The following is a 14,357-nucleotide window of genomic DNA, read 5'->3' as shown; positions in this document are numbered from 1 at the left end:
CCCGGGCGGGGCGCGGCTTTTGATGCAAGGTCAGCGCCAGAATTCGTTTCCCACCACTCACGCGAGGAATAACGAATTGCGAAGTTGTGGACCCGAGCCACAGAACGGTACCTCAGATATCGGAAAGCTCGAATTCCGGCGTGCGGAGGTACCGGAGCCGAACGGCCCCCCGGGCCGGGCGGCGGAACCGTCCACCGGCACCGGCCACGCTTCCTCGCTTTTGAACGTCACGGTCGGCACCACCCGAGACTCAGAGCCGCTGCTGCCGTCCACGACCCGCACGAGGGCGCGCTGCCGCACGCGAAGCCGCCTCAGCCACGGAGGCCGGCCCCCTCGATCCGGTGGCTGTCGACGGCGACACGCCCGCCGCTGCCAGCTGCTTGCCCCGTACGCGCCGAGGCGTGTCGGCCGGGGTTCGCGTGGTGGTTGAGCTCTAGTGACACATAAGAGCGTTCCACGCCGAAACCGGCTCTGACCTGCGGTGATGCGAAACCGTTTGTTCTAGGTTTCCAGAACAAACGCGTTCTGGGTGTTCTGGAAACCTAGAACAAACGGGCCCCGAATCTGACGGGTCATCAGGTAACTGTGAGCCACGGTTTGTTCTGCCCCTCCAGAACAAGCCGGTTTACCTAGTGCTACCGTGCAGGCTGAAACGTTGATCATCTCTGGAGGACTGTGCTGATGGAACAGCTGCCGATCGTCCGCCCCGGCGAGCGCGTGGTTGCGCGGTCGGACGGCAAGGGCGGCTTGATCCTGGGCGTGGAGAAGATCAAGGGCCGGGAGTTCGCCGCGAGCGCGGAGTGCAGCGGCTACGTCCTGGACGCCCGGCTGCTCATGGACGTGCTCGGCAGCCTCAAGATGCCCGGCTCCTGGTTCCAGGTCTGGTGCAAGCTCGTGGCGCTGCAGAACGCCAACCGCGCCGACGACCAGACCCGGGCTGCCGCTCGCGGCTTCGTGAAGACCAACCAGCGCGACCTCCAGGCCCGGTGCAACCTGTCGGCGGCCTCGGTGAACGAGGCCAGCCAGTTCTTCGCGCACATCGGCTGGATGCGGACCGCCAAGCGCGGTGTCCTCCAGCTGAACCCGTGGCTGACGGTGGCCGGCACCTCGGGCGAGCAGGAGAAGTGGCAGGCGCTCTGGAACAGCGCGGAGGGCCCGTCCTGCCTCATCCCGCACTCCGACTACCCCACCGAGTGGCGCCAGGCGCGCGAGGTGGAGAAGAAGGCCGCGGAGTCCGCCCGCCGCAAGGAGAAGGTCGTGACGCTGCGCCAGAGGCGGCCGGTTCGCAAGGCCAGCGCATGACCTCGCGCGGCATATCCTCGTTACACGTCGACCTGATCGGAAGTGGTGAGGCTCCGTGAGCAGCTCTTACGTCCCCAGCCCTCCCACAGAGGCCCCCGTCACGATTCCCCGTGCCGTGCTGCGCCTCCTGGCCCTGGTCGACGTCTCCACCGCCGGCCGCCGCGTCCTGGATGAGCTGCTGTACCTCAGCGACCCGGAGAACGGCACCGCCTCGATCAGCCAGAACGAGATGGCGCGCGAGCTGGGCGCGAGCAAGCCGACGGTGAACCGCGGCTTCAAGGAGCTCCGCGAGTGCGGACTCGCCTGGAGCCTGGAAGACGGGCTCTACCAGCTCCACCCGCTGCTGACCGGCGGCAAGGTGTCCTCCCCCGTCATGAAGGTCCCGGAGATCAAGGCCGCCGAACCCGGCCGCTTCACCGAGCAGCGACGGGCCAGGTTCGCCGCCCAGATGGCCAACCTAGCCGCCACCGGCTGAACCGTCCCACCGAAGGTCCCAGGCGCCGCACCAGGAGTGCGGCGCCTTCTTCATGCCCTGCTCGGTAGCACTAGCTAAACCGCCTTGTTCTGGAGCAGCAGAACAAACGCGAGCCACTACGCGTCCGCGCCGCACGTCCCGCGCAGCAGGTGGGCGGTAGCACCAGGTGAACCGGCTTGTTCTGGAGCAGCAGAACAACCGCCGGCGGCCGGGCCGGACCGCTGCGCTGGTTGCTGCACCTGGTGAGGCCCGCCTTGCTACCCGTGCAGCACCCGTGTGCCATCTGGGTCGGGCGAGTGCTGCACCGCGAGCAGGGCGGCCGGGGCAGCGCCCGGTCTTGCACCCCTGTGCTGCCCTTGCACCCTTCACCACCAGGAGCAGCAGCTCGTGCAGCAGGGTGGGCAGCAAGCAGAAGGGTGCAAGGGTCTGGGTGATGCCGGAGGTCCACAGCGGGGCCCCGCGCCGGGAGGCTGGCGGGCCGCCCAAGCGGGCCGGGCCGGGCCGTCTGTTGCACCCCAATGTAGGTAAGTAGTTGTAGTACCTACGTGCGGGTTGAACTCTCCCCCCTCTGAGAGCAGAGCTCGCGGCCGGGAGACGAGATCACCGGCGCAGGAGGCGAACTGCGGAGACACCCGACGCCGCGAAGCGCTGTGCGCCGCTGTGAGAGCCCGAGAGGCCCGTGATCGTTGTCCGGGAGCCCGGAACCGCTTAGAGCGGCGCAGGAGGCCGCACAGCGCCGGGAAGGATCATGTGGGCCGTGGTGCTACGGGCACGCTGGTGAGCTCCGCCCGACCGTGCGAATGCTGCGCACCCATCAGAACCACCGACCGAACATCCGCGTCAGCGAGGCCGTGCGCAGCCTCTACCACCGGTATCTCGCCTACGGCGGGTGAGAAGAACGCGCTCGTCATCTGGTCAGTCAGTCCTAGGTATTCCTCTTACGCGAGCGATCCCTCACCAACCGGCGGACCCGATCCCTCACCAAACGACGAAGACGTCGGTCCGCTGTGGACCGTCCTCGTGGTCGTCGCCGGCCTCTTTGGCTCCGGCGAGCAGCAGCCGGTCGGCTTGGTCCAGGACGTCGCGGGTTAGACCTCGATGAAGGCGACCACGACGACGGTCTTCAACGCCGTCACCCAGTACACGAGGCGGACCCGTTCGACGTCGTCGACGTACTGGCGCAGCCGCGGGCCGGTGCTGTCGCCGGGGAGGAGTTCGCCGGCGTCGGGGTCGACGGAGATGACGACCAGGGCGCGGTCCAGGGCGTGCAGCTCGGCTTCGCTGGTGATGGCGTCCAGCTGCTTGGCGGCGGAGTCGGAGAACGCGACCTGGGCGCGGCGGGGGCCGTGGGGTGCGGGCATCAGGCGACGGCCGGGCGCTGGGAGGCGAGCCGGGCGAGGTGGGCCTCGCGCAGCTCCTCCCACGGCGTGCAGTCCTCCACCGAGGGCAGCCCGTTGGCGGCGATGTCCTCCAGGACGGCGGCGAGCTGGTCGGCGCTCTCGCGGGTCCGGGCCGCGTACGCGCGGAGCCCGTCGGCGGCCGCGGGCTCCAGCTGCTGCCGGACGGTGGTGTCGGCGGGGGCCGGCTGTTCGCTCATCGAGGGCCTCCAGGGCGCGAATGGGCGTGTGCCACCACGGTATCGGGCGGGCGCAGGCCCTGGGGACCACTCCGCAGCACCCGGCTGGGAGCGGGTCGGCCGCCCGTCCGCTCCCCTCACTGGCCCGCCTCGGGCCGATCCCGGCGGTTACTTTCCGTACTCGCTCCCGGCGAGGGTGTCACGCTGCTGGTGGTGGAGCCGAAACCGGGGGTCGGCCCCGTGATTGCTGGCCCGATCGGCAGCGTGACACCTCAGCGTGACAGCCGGACCGAGGGAGCGTGACACCCGAGCGTGACAGCCCGTTAGTCACCTTCTGTGATCAGCGGGCGGGGTGAGCGCGGGTGAGGAACGCGGCGAGCGCACCGGCGGCTTCCGGCTCGCTGGTGGCGAGGCGGGCCGCGAACACCAGCTGGTCCATGTCGGCGTTGGGGACGAGGCGGGCGAGTTCGGCGAGCAGCGCGGCGTGCGCGAGGACCGGCGCGGTGAGAAGGCCGGCGGCTTCCTCGCGGGCGGCCGGGTCGCGGTAGTGCCCGCGATGCGCGGCCAGGGCGCGCGCGAGCCAGCCGTCGACGTCGGCCTGGACGTACCCGCCGGCTCGCCGGGTCAGCTCCTCGCGTACGGCTTCGTCGCCGGTGCGGGGCTCGGTCTGCTCCAGGGTGCCGAGCTCGCGCAGCGCCTGGAGCTCGTCGGCGCGGGCCGCGATCCGCTGGGCTTCGCGCAGGTCGGCTTCCCGGGCAGCGGCGGCCGCGGCGTCGGCGGCGAGCTCGGCCTGGACGACGTCGTCGGTGTCCGGGTCATAGACCGTGCCCGGCGCGGCCGCGGCGAGCAGCTGGTGCAGGCGTTCCCACTCCGCGAGCTCCGCCGGGCCGCGAAGGTCGTCGGCCAGGTCCTCGTGCCGGGACGCCTGCCGGGCGTCGAAGCGTGCGTCCTCGAGGGCCGCCGCGATGGCGCCGGCGTCCATGCCATTGGCCCGGCGCCGTACGACGCGGCGGCCGATCCGGGCCGGGTCGACCGGCTCACGGGGCGCGGCGACGCGCGGGGCGAGCGGTCGGCGGGTGCTCTCGCCGGGCGGCCAGAACCGGGTCATGTTCGGTCTCGCATTCATCGTGCGGATTCGGTGCGGGCCGCCGCCAGAGCGCTGTACGGCGGCCCGCAGATCTGGTTTATAGCAGGCTCAGAATTTGGGCGGGTCAGAACCGGAAAGAAATTGATGACACTGACGTGAAGTCCGCGCGGAGTCCATCGGCCCGTGTGCCCCATTCCGTGAAATACGACTCCGTGATGGCCTCCGCGACGATCGGATGTAGATCCTCCTCCGTCGCACCAGCTTCCTGGAGCTCCAGGATCTGCTTCACGTAGGTGGGCGAGATGTCCGTGGTGATCTGGCGCTCGCGGCCATCGTCCGAGCTGCCCGTGCAGGTGAATCCGAAGTACGCCGTCACCTCCACCATCATCCCTCTGGAGGTGGACGCCTGTGCGCGTGCTTGCGCTCTGACCTGCGGTTGCCACTCGGATTCGGTCTCCTCCACCAGGGCGGCCTGGAGGCGCTTCTGCGGCTTCGTCAGCTTCCCGGCGAGGTAGCGCTCCACCGTCCGGCGTGAGGTGCCCAGGCGCTTCGCCACGGCTGCGGTGGACCCGCCCTCGCGCGTGCGGAGGAATTTCATACGTGCCTTTGCCGATTTCGGGGCGGGCCGGGTGAAGAGCTTCCGCTCCGCCCGTACGAGGGCCTCCAGGACCTTGCCGCGGCGCGGGGCCGGCTGCTGTTGCTCGTGATCGCTCATACCTCCAGGGACCACGGTTCACCTGTGGACAGAGGTCCGGTCGCCGCGCCGTACGCGAGCGAGCCCGGACCAACCGGTCCGGGCTCGCGGGCTGTTCGGGGCGGGCTGCTACAGGTCGAACTCGAGGTGTTCGACGTCGGTGAACCGGACCTCATCCAGGCTTCCGGCGCGGCGGCCGCCGTCCTGGAAGTAGACCTCCTTGAGGGCTTCGGCCGCGATCTCCTGGAGCTGGGTGTCGCTGGCGCCGGCTGCCTGGGCGTCGAAGAGGCGGGCGGCGTAGATGGGCGGCAGGGCGACGGTCAGGTGCCGGATGCGGTCCTGGTCGGTGGAGCCGATCGGCGCGGTGTAGCCCATGCGGGCGCGGGCGTCGATGACGATGCCGCCGGTCGTCGCCGCCTTCTCGCGGGCCTTGGCCCGGATCTGTGGCTGCCACCGCTTGGTCACCTCGCGCTCCAGGCGCGCGGCGAGGTCGGCGCGCGGCTTCTTGGCCTTGCCCGCCACGTACCGCTCCACCTGCCGCTGGGACATGCCCAGCAGGTCGGCGACGGCCTTCGTGCCACCGAGCTGCTTGACCATGTACCGCATCTGCGGGCCCGCGGACTTGGGTGCCGGGCGGGTGAACGCCTTCTGCACCGCCTTGTCCAGGCCGTCCCCGAACATGCTCATCGCCTGCCTACTCCCCTACTCGCCGTTGTCGGCGTCGGTGACGGTGCCGTCCTTGATGGACCGGGCCAGGTTGAGCTCCGGGGCGTTGAACCGCTCGCGGACTTCCTCGCCCCACAGCGTGGTCTGGGTGCCCTCGTGCTTGACCAGGCCCGGGTTGATGCCGAGCTTGAAGCCGCCGGGCAGCGGCTTGCCCTCCCGGTAGGGCAGGAAGTCCAGCGGCGACGGTCCGGAGGCGGCGTAGACGACGCAGTCGGACAGGATCGCGATCGGGTACTGCCCGGTGAACGCCGCGTGCTTCACGATCTTGCGGTGGAGGTTGATCCGGGTGCGGGAGATGACCGCCGCCCGGATGTCGGGGCGCCACGTCGGGCGCTCCAGGGCACGCCACCGCTCGCCCGGCCGCCAGCCCTCACCACGCGGGCGTTCGCGCAGCTTGCCCAGGCCGCCCTTGACCGTCGCCTTGATCGCCGAGACGACGATCGTCAGCTCCGGGTCGCGCTCCTTGTAGCCGTCCATCGCCGCGAGGAAGTCCTCCGGCGACAGGTCGGCGTCGACGCCGAGGTCGGCCATCGTGGCGAGGTAGGCGTCGCGCAGCCGCGCGTACCAGCCGTCCAGGTAGCGGCCGTTCTCGTACCGGACCCACGCCTCGATCGGCGCGACGTCGTAGCCGAGCTCCTGGGCGTAGGCGACGGTGGGCGTCGCGTACCAGGCCGGGCCCGTGGGGCGGTCGCCCTTCGGCGTGAACGGCGAGGGGAGCAGCGAGCCGTCCAGCTCCACCCACTCCTTGCCGACCTTCACCTTCGACAGGTCGACGTGGGACAGGTCGACCAGCCACGAGCCGGGCAGCTTCGGGTCGAACACCGGGTTCTTGACGTGTGTCGGTTCACCGAGGCCGACGTTCAGCCCGTTCGCACCGGCGGCGAAGGCCATGTTCACGTCCAGGCCGACCAGGTAGCGCAGGGTGCACTCGGCATCGGTCATCGGCCGCGCCCAGTCGTACGCCTCCTCAAACAGCTTGTCCGCCGGTCCCCGGACGGTGAAGCGCGGCAGGTCCTTGAGCAGCGGGTGCCCGTCGGGGGCCTCGCACGGCGCGCAGTCCACCGGGTCCTTACCCAGCGACCCGGGCGTCTTGGTCTCGGCCTGCCGCAGGGCGCCGGTCTCCTCATCGCGCACGGCGTGGGTCGGCGGGTGCAGCGCCGTCATCAGCTCCAGGCCGGTGACGGCGGTGGAGCCGCGCGGCGTCATCACCCGGGACGCGTAGACGCCCAGGACGCGGGCGAGCTCCGCCGGCGGAAGCTGCGCGGCGTCGCCCCAGAACCGGGCGTCCAGCGCGTTCCACGACGGGATGCACAGCTGCACGCACTGGCGGTCCGATCCCTTGGCGGGGCGGTAGATCCGCGCCCACGGCCCGAACCCGCGCTTGGTGAGCTTCCAGTCGGCGCGCACCAGCTGCTTGACGACCTTGTGGCCCTCCGGGATCCGCCCGGCGTCCTTCTCCTCCGCCGTGAGCGAGACGGGCAGGCCGTAGCGCTCGCACGCGGCCTCGGTGAGCACGATCAGCGGGTCGGCCGGCCTCCCCGGGCCCGACAGCTTCGGCTGACCGAGCTTCGCCTCCTTGAGCGTCCAGTCGACCAGGGACGGCAGGGACTTGGCGGGCACGTCCAGGACCAGGCCGCCGGTGCAGTACGCCAGCACCTTCCCGTCCTCGACGTCGACGACGGCCAACGGGCCGTTCTCGAACCGCGGGTCGGTGCCGCCCGCCGGGGTTCCGGCCGGGGCCGCCTTCTTCGTACCCGGACGGCGCGACGTCGACGACGTCGGCCTGGTGGTGCTCGCCGGACGCGGCGCAGCCGCCGGAGCAGCGGCGACGGGAGCCGGGGCAGGGGCCTGGGTGTTCTCGGTTGCAGTCATGACCGCAGCCTCGGGGGCAGGACCTGTGGACAGAGTCGGCACTTCCGCCGGGGCGGGGGCGCCGGTGAACGTGGCGGGCACCGGGGCCGGGTAGAGCTCCGCGAGCTGCTTGAGCAGTCGCGCGTACGCCTCACGCTCCGGGCCGCGCGGCTCGGTCGGCTTCTTCGTCGACTCCCAGGCGGACACCGTGGCCCGGCGCACCCCGAGGGCGCCGGCGACATCGTCCAGCGTCAGGCCGTGCGCGACCCGCAGCCGCTTGCGCTCCTCCGCCGACGGCAGAGCAGAGCGGGACGCGACCAGCGCGTCGACCGCATCGAACATCTCGGACATGGAACACCTCCTGATCCACACTCTACCCCATGAACCGTAAGGATCGCGCACTTTCACCGTACGAATACCGTACGTTGTGCGTTCGGAGGGTGGAAACGACGCGCGGCGCCCCTGCTGAGCAAGGGCGCCGCGGTCAGGTTGGAAGGCTGGTCAGTCCGACTGGAAGAGGTCGTACCGCGCCGACGTGGTCGTCCACCTCCCGTTGGGGGAGGGAAGGTTCGTGACGGGCCGGACGTACGCGTCGTAGACGAGGAACGCGATGACCGGGGAGCCGACGCGGCTGTGGGACGACGGCCCCTCCTTCGCCCGTAGCCTCCAGTTCCCGCCCGGCAGTACGCCGCGGACCTGTGGCTGGTTGTATCGCTCCACCCGAAGGAAGCCCGGCCGGTCCTTGGCGACCACGAGGCGGCCTTCCGCCTGGTCCAGGATGAGGGCCCTGCCGTCCGCGTCCCAGGACTCGACCAGCACCTCCAGTTCGTCGTCCTCGCCCTCAGCTGCGTCGGTGTCGGTGAAGTACGCGTAGTAGCGGGCCGGTTGAGTGTCCATTCGACGATGGTGACCCTTGACCCACAGAGCAGGGAGGAGATCCAGTCAATTCCGTTCACGCCGACTCCTGGAGCCGAGCCGGCCGCGGCAGCACGGCCGAGGTCCCGGCCTCTCTCGCCGCGCGCTCCGCTCGTGCCCGACGCAGAGCCGCAGCGTGGGAGACGTCGGCCTGGTGACGTCGCTGGGCACGAGCCGCCGCGATCGGGGCCGGCGCATCGTCCGGAACGACGTCGATCTCGGGGAACGCCCTACGGGACAGCTCGCGCATCGCCCGGTTCTGCCGCTCCACCGCCTCCGCGATCCCCGGGTCGACCCGGGACGGTGCGGCAACCTCCTGGTGCGCGGCGAGGGCGCGGCGGTAGCCCTCGCACGCGGTCTCCCTGGTCTTCGCCGGACCGGTGGGCGCGGCCGGGGCCGGATCTGCCGGGGCGACGTCGGCCGGACCGGGCGCGGGCACAGCACCGGGCGGCAGGATGCGCAGGGAGCTCACGACGGTGCGGCCCGCTGCCTTGTTGGCGGCCGCGATGACGCGGGTCTGCTCCAGCCGGGCCTTCGTCGCCCAGGCCGACGACTCCGGGCACACGGTGAGCCGGCCGGAGTCCGGGTCGTACGACACGGCGGCGACATGCCCGGCGAGCTCCGGGGCGATGGCCGCCCACCGCTCCCGCAGGGAAGCGCCGGCGGCCGGGAGCTCCCACGCCCGCTCGGTGACCAGCGCACCGATCGCCGCGCCCAGGCCCAACGGCTCGCGCCCGTCGCGCCGCACCGCCGCGCGGGTCTGCGGCTTCTTCTTCGCCTTTTGGCCGGCGCCGTTCTTCCGGGCCTGCTCCGTCGCGGCCCGCAGCGCGACCCGGGCCAGGTCGACCCCGGACACCTCGTCCTCGCTCATGCCTGCCCCCAGGTCGCGTAGCCGAGGTCCAGGTGCCCGAGCCGGGAGTGGTGCTGCGCCTGGTCGACCACCTGGTTGCTGAACAGACGCCGGGCCGACGGCTCGCCGTACTGGTCGATGTGGTCGAGGACGACGCTGTGGTCCTTCAACCCCCGCACCCGCCAGGCCCGGACCTGCTCACGGGTCAGATCCTCGAGGACGAGCTCCTGCTCCTGGTCGTCGCCGTCGACCGGGTCCGGTGCGGCAAGCGGACGCGGCGCGGGCAGCACGACCGGCGCCATCGGCGCGGCCGGGACGTCGACGGCCGGCTGCGCGGCCGCGGCTTCGGCACGGGCCTGAGCTGCGGCGGCCTGCTGCTCGCGGACCTGTGCCCACCGGTGCTCGCGGATCCACGCCTGGGCGGTGACGTCCTGGTGCAGCTGCTGCGCGGTCGCCGTACGGCGCTCGGTCTCGGAGGCGTGCGGCATCGCGGCGTCGACGGCGGCCGCGACCGCACGGCGCTGGTCGCGGCGGTCGGCCTGCTTCTCCTCGCAGCGAGGGCAGTCCTGCCCGGAGTCGAGCAGCACCCGGTCGTCACACCGGACGTCGCCGCATCGCTGACGCTGGGGCAGGGCCAGGCCGATCAGCCAGCCCACCGGGTCCTTGATCGGCCCGGCCAGCCGCATCTGGTCCTCCAGGCGCCGGGCGACCCGGTCGGCCAGGATCTGCGGCGCGTCCGTACGGCCGGCGAACCCGACCACCCGGGCCAGCTCGCCACGGGCTGCGGCCTCCACCAGCTTCCGGGCGGCCGGACGCTCCAGGCGCGCCCACACCAGGTCGACCGGAGCCAGGACGGCCCGCAGATCTTCCGGCGGCAGAGGCACCCTCCCCCGCTGCTGCCTGTCCTGGCCCGCACCGTCCACGACCCGCACCGGAGCACCGGCCACCGGCCCGGCGCCGCCCTTCACGCCTTCGACGACCGGGGACTTCTCCTGCTGTTCCCCGCGGAGCGGGCCGCCGTCCTCGCGCACGCACGCGCGGTCCGGCAGACCGTGGTTCCCACCACGGCCTTCGCCGGAAAAGCCACCAGAGAGCGTGAGAGAACCACCAGGAGTAACCCCAGAAGCGTGGAGAGCGTGGTGCTGTGCAGTAGCGGCGAGGTCTGCCGATCCAGCCATCCCGGCCTGCCCAGCACCCTCGATCCCAGTAACCACAAGGGCCCCGGGCGTCTCGCCGGACTCAAGATCTCCGGATGCAGTACCGGCGAGGTCTGAAAACACGGCGTCCGCGACCCGGCGGGCCTCCCGTACGGCCACACCGTGGGCCTTGGCGACCGGCACCAGGCGCACCCGCGACTGCGCGTTCAGGCCCGAGCCGGTCTCCTTGCGCACCACGTCCGCGACGCCGTGCTCCTGGAGGCGCTTGAGCACCTTCGCCCCGGCCGCCGCCGTGCAGCCCAGCAGCCGCGCGACTGTCGCCGCCGGACGGCCCCGGTCGGTGTCGACCGACCCGGGGCACAGCTGCAGCCAGCCCGCCGACCCCGTCGTCAGCACCATCAGCAGCAGCCCGAGCCGGTCCGTCGCAGCCCCCCGGCCCGTACGACCGGCGAGCAGCCCGGCCGGGATCACCGGCTTGTCCTTCGGCGCCCACCCCGGGCCGAACAGCACCTCGATCAGGCTCAGCAGCACCGCCAGTTCCGAGCGGGACAGTGCCAGGGCGTGCCGCCGGTCGCCGGCCTGCTGCGCCCGGTACATCGGGATCACCCAGCACTCCAGGCCCGTCGCCCACCCGATGCTGTTGGTCGCGACGTTCGAGCCGAGGAACCCGGCACCGCGCAGCTCGGGCAGCACGGTGTGCGCGACCGTCGACTGGGAGACCCCCAGCCACCGCCCGAGCTCCTCCGCCCAGATCGACGTCTCGAAGTCCTTGCGCGCATCCGCCTTCGCGGTCAGCACGACCGACGCCAGCCGCGTCCCGTCGGACGCACCGGCCAGCGCCGGAGACGTCACCAGCGCGCGCACCGCGGCGAGCAGCCGGGCCCGCATCGTCTTCGACAGCTGGAGCGGGTTACCCAGCTCCAGCCGCGCGACCGGACCGGCCTGCGCCGGGACCGACCGCAGCCGACGGCGCGAGGCCCCGCCGGCGAAGTGCGTACGAGGGCGCGGGAGCGCGGCGGCCGGTGCCGCCACGGCGCTCATCGGCCCACCGTCCCGACGGGAGCGGCGGACATCGCGAGGACCGAGGTCGTCTGTGTCGTCATGGGGCTGGTGTACGCGCCAAAGCGGACACCCCCGTCCGGAGCCGCCGGAACTGCTGATTCGTGATCCACCCGCCGAGCCTGCAACGGGAGCCCTGTGGACAGAGTCCGGCGAGCCCCGATCACCCCCATCGCTCCCGCAGGGCGGGCAACAATCTTGGAACCCGTCCCGCCACACGGGACGGCCTCCGCGAGGACGTCACCGTCGAAGTTGTGGATGACGTCCTGGACGAAGTGCATCAGCGCGGCGGCCGACGTCACCTCCGAGGCCCCCGAGGCCGGGCGGGCCGCCGACCAGGGGCCGATGGTGTGACACCGGAGAGGTGTGATGTACGTCACAATCCCGTCAGAGGGGACACCACAACCTGCGGCAATCACCCCAGAGGGGGTACTGGCCTGGTCGTGGTCGACCTGACAAGACCTGCGGTGCTCGTGCACTATGGCGATACCAGCCTTCATATGGATCAACGCAGACGGGCCTCTTGATCGGGGCGCGACCGCAACGGCTCATGTGGTGGGTGGCGGTACGAAGGCCAGAGGCGGACTCCTGTTCTGTCGACGGACTTGGTGCTGGTGTTCCGAAAGCCCTTGGCCGGGCTCCGGAACGTGAAGCGGCACTTCGGTGTTGCGGCGGTACTTCGGTACTGCGGCGGTACTTCGGTACTGCGACCGCGAAGCCCCTTGGCCGGGGCCCGCGGGTTTTGCAATGGCGGCCCTGATGAGGGGCCGGTGGGAATGCAGCGGCTTGATAAGCCGCGGCTCAGAGTCGGGTAGGACCGAGATCTGAGCGGACCGCTCTGGAGTTCCAGGCGGTAGACGGGCCGCGCGGGGCCGAAGGGGATGGCGAGTCCACCTCTGTTGGCGCGCGCGGCCGATGGCCGGCTAGGTCATCCCAACCCCCTGAATCCGGTGGCTGGCGTCAGCATGCGCGGACACGGTCCGGATGGCGTGATCGCAGAAGATCAACGGCGTAGCGGCGCGTGTAGTTCCGCGCGTGCGGGTAGCCTTCATCCCGCGATCACCTCCTTTCCAGGTGTGTCGCCAACGGAGCGTTGCCCCGTTCGAGCCACCCCGTAGACCAGGCCCGGTCGCGGGGTGCTCGTCGTTTTGGATCACTGCTGGGCACAGCCTAACTGCACGGCCCGACATATTTGCGGGGCGAATTCGCGCAGAGTCCGAGAGGCCCGGAATGCCGCGACCGCGACGCGGTACGTAATCGGAAAGTTGCCCGCCGAACGGGAAGCTCATTGGCCACCCCGCAGTTCGCGAAGATGGGTGACGAACTCCTGCGCCTCGGAGGCGTGTCCGTAGTGCGTCTGGAGGGCCTGCCCGAGGTCGGCGGCCACCATCGCGAGCGACGGCAACGACTTCCGCTCCCCGGTCAGGGCCCGTTCCCCGTAGGCGAGCGCGGTGTCCAGGTCTCCCTCGCGCGCGGCGACCACGCCGAGCGTGACGCGGGCCTCCGCGATCCGCATGGGTGACCGCTCCGTCCCGTCGAAATCCGTGCCCGCCCGGATGACCTCATTGGCCAGCTGCTCCGCGAGCCGGTTCTCGCCCGACTTCCTAAGCGCGTCCATGCGGTAGAAGTCGTATTTCGCGGGGTCGACCACGAAATGGTTCTCGATGTTCTCGGGGTACGGCTGGAGTTCGAGGATCTGGCGTCCCTTGTCGAGCGCGACTTCGGTCTGCGACCGGTCGCCCAGCCGCGCCCACGCCTTGGCTTTCTGCGCGTACAGCTGCGCGGCGACGCTCTCGTTCGGCGCCACGGCGATGCCGGCCTCCGCGGCCGCGATGACGCCGCGGTAGTCGCCCCGAGTCAGCGCGAACCACGCCCTCATCTCGTGCGCCCAGCCCTGCACGCTCAGCTCCCCGGCCTCCTGACCGAGCATCAGCGCGGCCTGCCGGGTGGCCTCCGCGTCGCGGGGCCGGCCGGAGTCGTACTCGACGCAGCCCACCAGGAGCGACAGCTTCCCGGCGAGCGCGATGATCTCGCGGTGCTGCGCCAGGCTGACCCGCTGGTGCTGGAGGCCGACGACTCGGGCGAGCCACGCCTTGCCCTCCAGGAGCAGCTGGTCGGCGGGCAGGTACGCGTACTCGCAGCACAGCCGGTCCGCCGTGATCCGCAGCGCGTCCAGCGTGGCGACGTCCACATCGGAGGCGCGCAGCCGGGCGATGATGTCGACGGTGTCCATACCGCTGACCTGCAAGATTTCCGAGCGTCCGTCCCGGCGCGACTTCTCGGGGAAGAACGCGCCGGTCGTCGTGCCGAAGGTCTGAGCGATGACGGACCTGTACTTCACCGGCTGCGCGTCGCCGGCCTCCCAGCGCTTCCACTGCCGGAGCAAGTCCTGCTCGCTCACGACCTGGTCGTCCGGGAGGCGGGCCATCAGCGCGCGCACCGCGTCGACCTGCGACCAGTCGCGCGCCGCGCGCTCCTCAACCATCCGTCGTGCCCAGTCGGGACGCTCATCCATCGCCGTTCCCCTTCCCCGTACGGTCCAGCGGCGCAGCCTGCCCGACAGGGTGATGCCCGAGCGGAGGCCGGCCCTTCTGCGGCCGAGCATGGCACGGCCCCTTGATCGCGCGGAGGTGACAAGTGGCGGTGACATTCCAGATGTCACCAG

12 protein-coding genes are annotated in these 14,357 nt (G+C 71.2%); 2 read left to right on the top strand and 10 right to left on the bottom strand.

What is annotated here, in order from left to right; genetic code table 11:
* Window positions 1-681: 681 nt before the first annotated feature.
* Both ACFYWS_RS38870 and ACFYWS_RS38865 read left to right on the top strand, forming a co-directional pair.
* Entirely contained in the window at window positions 682-1,302 is a 621-nt protein-coding gene (locus ACFYWS_RS38870; protein WP_119612515.1) for a hypothetical protein, read from the top strand.
* Between the two features lie 55 nt (window positions 1,303-1,357).
* Window positions 1,358-1,777 (top strand): helix-turn-helix domain-containing protein, encoded by a 420-nt coding sequence (locus ACFYWS_RS38865; RefSeq protein ID WP_119612516.1) that lies wholly within the window; start codon window positions 1,358-1,360, stop codon window positions 1,775-1,777.
* Between the two features lie 1,088 nt (window positions 1,778-2,865).
* On the opposite strand, the gene ACFYWS_RS38860 is transcribed toward ACFYWS_RS38865, so the two are convergent.
* From ACFYWS_RS38860 to ACFYWS_RS38815, 10 genes are all read right to left on the bottom strand, one after another.
* Window positions 2,866-3,138 (bottom strand): hypothetical protein, encoded by a 273-nt coding sequence (locus ACFYWS_RS38860; RefSeq protein WP_376343620.1) that lies wholly within the window; start codon window positions 3,136-3,138, stop codon window positions 2,866-2,868.
* Window positions 3,138-3,374, bottom strand: coding sequence for a hypothetical protein (locus ACFYWS_RS38855; RefSeq protein ID WP_334653919.1), 237 nt, complete (start codon window positions 3,372-3,374; stop codon window positions 3,138-3,140). Before ACFYWS_RS38855 ends, ACFYWS_RS38860 begins: the two co-directional genes overlap by 1 nt.
* A 319-nt stretch (window positions 3,375-3,693) precedes the next feature.
* Window positions 3,694-4,479, bottom strand: a complete 786-nt coding sequence (locus ACFYWS_RS38850) for a hypothetical protein (RefSeq protein ID WP_389284391.1) — start codon at window positions 4,477-4,479, stop codon at window positions 3,694-3,696.
* Between the two features lie 85 nt (window positions 4,480-4,564).
* Complete coding sequence (gene tpg, locus ACFYWS_RS38845) at window positions 4,565-5,155, bottom strand: telomere-protecting terminal protein Tpg (protein ID WP_389284389.1); 591 nt, start codon at window positions 5,153-5,155, stop codon at window positions 4,565-4,567.
* Window positions 5,156-5,263: 108 nt separating this feature from the next.
* Window positions 5,264-5,821: a telomere-protecting terminal protein Tpg gene (gene tpg, locus ACFYWS_RS38840; protein WP_362132425.1), complete on the bottom strand. Its 558-nt coding sequence runs from the start codon at window positions 5,819-5,821 to the stop codon at window positions 5,264-5,266.
* 15 nt (window positions 5,822-5,836) lie between these two features.
* Window positions 5,837-8,062: a telomere-associated protein Tap gene (tap, locus tag ACFYWS_RS38835; protein WP_389284388.1), complete on the bottom strand. Its 2,226-nt coding sequence runs from the start codon at window positions 8,060-8,062 to the stop codon at window positions 5,837-5,839.
* Between the two features lie 150 nt (window positions 8,063-8,212).
* Window positions 8,213-8,608, bottom strand: coding sequence for a hypothetical protein (locus tag ACFYWS_RS38830; RefSeq protein WP_389284386.1), 396 nt, complete (start codon window positions 8,606-8,608; stop codon window positions 8,213-8,215).
* Window positions 8,609-8,663: 55 nt separating this feature from the next.
* Entirely contained in the window at window positions 8,664-9,497 is an 834-nt protein-coding gene (locus ACFYWS_RS38825) for a DciA family protein (protein WP_389284384.1), read from the bottom strand.
* Complete coding sequence (locus ACFYWS_RS38820; RefSeq protein WP_389284383.1) at window positions 9,494-11,674, bottom strand: hypothetical protein; 2,181 nt, start codon at window positions 11,672-11,674, stop codon at window positions 9,494-9,496. The genes ACFYWS_RS38825 and ACFYWS_RS38820 overlap by 4 nt, the downstream gene beginning before the upstream one ends.
* Before the next feature lie 1,303 nt (window positions 11,675-12,977).
* A complete protein-coding gene (locus tag ACFYWS_RS38815) occupies window positions 12,978-14,207 on the bottom strand; it encodes an XRE family transcriptional regulator (protein WP_389284382.1) in 1,230 nt (409 codons plus the stop codon).
* Window positions 14,208-14,357 lie beyond the last annotated feature (150 nt).

The organism is Streptomyces sp. NPDC002795 (assembly GCF_042888725.1).
In the GTDB taxonomy this organism is placed as follows: Bacteria; Actinomycetota; Actinomycetes; order Streptomycetales; family Streptomycetaceae; genus Streptomyces.
The sequence above is the reverse complement of the archived record's forward strand: the minus strand, read 5'-3'. Positions and strand labels throughout refer to the sequence as shown.

Excerpts from the sequence above, each read along its gene's own strand:
- ACFYWS_RS38820 (WP_389284383.1), bottom strand. The coding sequence starts at position 11,674 with ATGAGCGCCGTGGCGGCACCGGCCGCCGCGCTCCCGCGCCCTCGTACG.
- ACFYWS_RS38850 (WP_389284391.1), bottom strand. The coding sequence starts at position 4,479 with ATGAATGCGAGACCGAACATGACCCGGTTCTGGCCGCCCGGCGAGAGC.
- ACFYWS_RS38855 (WP_334653919.1), bottom strand. The coding sequence starts at position 3,374 with ATGAGCGAACAGCCGGCCCCCGCCGACACCACCGTCCGGCAGCAGCTG.
- tap (WP_389284388.1), bottom strand. The coding sequence starts at position 8,062 with ATGTCCGAGATGTTCGATGCGGTCGACGCGCTGGTCGCGTCCCGCTCT.
- tpg (WP_362132425.1), bottom strand. The coding sequence starts at position 5,821 with ATGAGCATGTTCGGGGACGGCCTGGACAAGGCGGTGCAGAAGGCGTTC.
- ACFYWS_RS38860 (WP_376343620.1), bottom strand. The coding sequence starts at position 3,138 with ATGCCCGCACCCCACGGCCCCCGCCGCGCCCAGGTCGCGTTCTCCGAC.
- ACFYWS_RS38825 (WP_389284384.1), bottom strand. The coding sequence starts at position 9,497 with ATGAGCGAGGACGAGGTGTCCGGGGTCGACCTGGCCCGGGTCGCGCTG.
- ACFYWS_RS38815 (WP_389284382.1), bottom strand. The coding sequence starts at position 14,207 with ATGGATGAGCGTCCCGACTGGGCACGACGGATGGTTGAGGAGCGCGCG.
- ACFYWS_RS38870 (WP_119612515.1), top strand. The coding sequence starts at position 682 with ATGGAACAGCTGCCGATCGTCCGCCCCGGCGAGCGCGTGGTTGCGCGG.
- tpg (WP_389284389.1), bottom strand. The coding sequence starts at position 5,155 with ATGAGCGATCACGAGCAACAGCAGCCGGCCCCGCGCCGCGGCAAGGTC.
- ACFYWS_RS38830 (WP_389284386.1), bottom strand. The coding sequence starts at position 8,608 with ATGGACACTCAACCGGCCCGCTACTACGCGTACTTCACCGACACCGAC.